The 2,653-nt window shown below is 50.3% G+C and carries 3 protein-coding genes; all 3 read right to left on the reverse strand.

Going from position 1 to position 2,653, the window contains the following annotated elements:
- A partial coding sequence (locus tag DXB63_RS17655; protein WP_147332315.1) for a DUF3575 domain-containing protein occupies window positions 1-1,089 on the reverse strand: 1,089 nt, incomplete at its 3' end.
- Between the two features lie 15 nt (window positions 1,090-1,104).
- Window positions 1,105-1,473 (reverse strand): hypothetical protein, encoded by a 369-nt coding sequence (locus DXB63_RS17660; RefSeq protein ID WP_122127700.1) that lies wholly within the window; start codon window positions 1,471-1,473, stop codon window positions 1,105-1,107.
- Between the two features lie 88 nt (window positions 1,474-1,561).
- Window positions 1,562-2,653: site-specific integrase (locus DXB63_RS17665; RefSeq protein WP_147332317.1), on the reverse strand; the 1,092-nt coding region annotated here is incomplete at its 5' end.

Here is a 2,653-nt window from a genome sequence, read left to right on the forward strand (position 1 = left end):
TTCCGGAACCAGGAGGTCTTTTTCGACGGCCTCCAGCAGTCCCGCCCAGTCTTCACCGCCGGGTACCACCGTCAGAAGGTCTGCCTGTGCAGGGTATTGGGACGCAAGGTAATTGCGGAGCCCGGTAGCACGGCGGGTGGACAAGGCCAGGTTGCTGTCCTCGTTACCTTCGGGGGAGGCGTAACCAAGCACCACGATACGTTTGATCTGCGCGTCCTTATCCGATTTGACCTCGTCTATCATAGCCCGTACACGGGAGAGTTCGCCCGCATTGGTACTGAACGTGGGGAGGATGTCGGAGTTGCCCTGTTTATAGCGAAGGTGCAGCTGTTCCGAGCGTGTGATGATGACAGGAGCGGCGGGCACTTCCTTCACTTCTTCACGGAGGACGACCGTATCGCGTTTCTCGATAAAGACCGTATCCGTCCGGTACACGGTATCAACAGGAGCGATATAGGGTACGGGAACGGGGGCTTCACGGCGCGCTTTCTTGCCGAAACGGTATACCAGGCTGACCGCAAGCTTGGTGGGGCCCACATAGTTACGGGTACCGTTATTGAGGAACTCACCGCACGTAAAGCACTCATACGATTTATAGTCGAAACGGACATAACCCACTGCGGCTTCCGCTTCCATACCCCAACGCCGGGAGAAATTCCAGCGGTAGCCGTAGCCGATGCCGCCGCCCGCATACCAGCCGTCATGCCGGTAGTCACGCAAGTCCTTGAACAGGCCGAAAGGGAAATGCACGTTGCCGATATTATATTGACCGCCCAATGCATGCAGGGCGAAAAAATGCCCCCTTAATGCCTGACGTGTCCAGAGACGGACTTCCGGCTGTGCCATCCAGTGTTTCCATTTACGGTTATCCTTCCAGTTCCAGCCGTTGTAATTGCCGGAAACATCCAGGCTCCAACGTTCCGCAAGGGGCAATTCAAAACCGAGATTGATGGTACCGGTAGCGTCATAGAGGAGGTTGCTCTTGATGTTCCATTTTTCAGGAACATTCTTATCCGACTGTTCCTGAGCCTTCATGGGAAGCACACAGCAACAAAGGCAGCCTATTATGAACAATGTTTTCTTTTTCATCTGTCATTATCTGTTTTATAATTCATATGCCGGAATACGGAAATCGGAACGCTTCACCCCTTCACGCACGGAAAGCCCCGGAGACAATTCGAGATAATCGTCACCGACCAGAGTGCACATCAGGGGAAGGGAATACTTATATATAAGCGTGTCATCCACCACCACACGGTGTAGCCAGATGTCCGCCTCCGGAAAATCCTCTTTCGCCATAGTTTCCTTCAAACCGGGAATAATGGACTGCAAATTGACCGCAGACTGTTCATACGCCACCCAACTGTCTCCCGAAGGAAGCCGGAACAAATGGACAAGATTCGTATTGGCAGACTCCAAACGGAGAATCCGCTCAAGATGGGGGCTCATTACACTGTTTATTAAAATATTCATACTCCTTTTTCTTGCAGCCGGCCAAAAACAGAGGTTATCTGTACAAACTAATTATGCGCATTTCGGCGGACTGTCGTTTTATCGCTTTCTACATAAGAAAGAGATAAAGAAATTCAAGAAGGGGTATAAGTCTGTACTTCAAAGACTTATGGCTAAGATTCTGGGAAGGAAATACCTTTATGAGGGGAACAAAGAGAGGGGAGAAATAAAAATGGGTGAAAAAACTATATAAAAAATTTGCCGTTTTGGGCAGAATACCTATCTTTGCAAAAGATTTTAATAGAAATGTCTCTTTCTTATGTAGAAAGGGACATTTTTTGTTGTCAGGAGGGAGGATGTTACATTCTTCTTTAACGGGAATCGTTTCGGGAAGAAAAATACGCCCATGGCCGGGAGGACTCGCCTCCTCATGCTGTCTGGAAGGATGCGGAAGTTTCTTTTCCTCAACTGCCGGACGCAACATCTGATCAAACATGTCATTCACTTCCTTATCTACCCGGTGGGTCGAGATGCGGGAAAGGTATATCTGGGTGGTACGGATAGAAGAATGACCCAGGCACTGGCTGATCAGTTCGACCGGCTTGCCGGACTCCAGCATTAGCGTGGCGAAAGTATGACGCATCACATACGTACTCAGGCGAAGGCTCAGCCCCGCGAGCCGACCGATCTCATGGGCATGGTGGTTCACACGGTGCAGGGAGGATTCTTCGGGAATATCATCGCCGCCGTCCTTTTTCCTGTTCTTACTCCGGTGAAGGAAAGGAAAGACATACATGCAATCCTCCTCACGGTAACGCTCCATGATCTTACGCGCCTCGGAAGGGATTTCAGTATCGATAGGAACTTCCGTCTTGCTGCGGAGATAATGGAAGTGATTGTCGGCATCGGCCATCTCCCACGTAAGGTTGAAGACATCCTGGAACACCATCCCACGCATGAATAAAATGAATAAGAGGATGTCAAGGCTCTCGTGCAGATGGGGAGACAGGCTTTCGCGGAACTTCGCATCAAGCAACCGGTCTGTCTCTTCTTTGGTCAGGGCACGCTTGGAAGACTGTTTTCCGGAAAAAGTGACCTCACGGAAAGGATTGGGCTGTTCAGACAGGTGCATACTGAACAGTTTACAGGTACCATTGTACATCGCACGCACATTACGGAAATAAAAATCGGAGGTTTGCGG

The organism is Bacteroides sp. OM05-12, assembly GCF_003438995.1.
Lineage (GTDB): Bacteria > Bacteroidota > Bacteroidia > Bacteroidales > Bacteroidaceae > Bacteroides.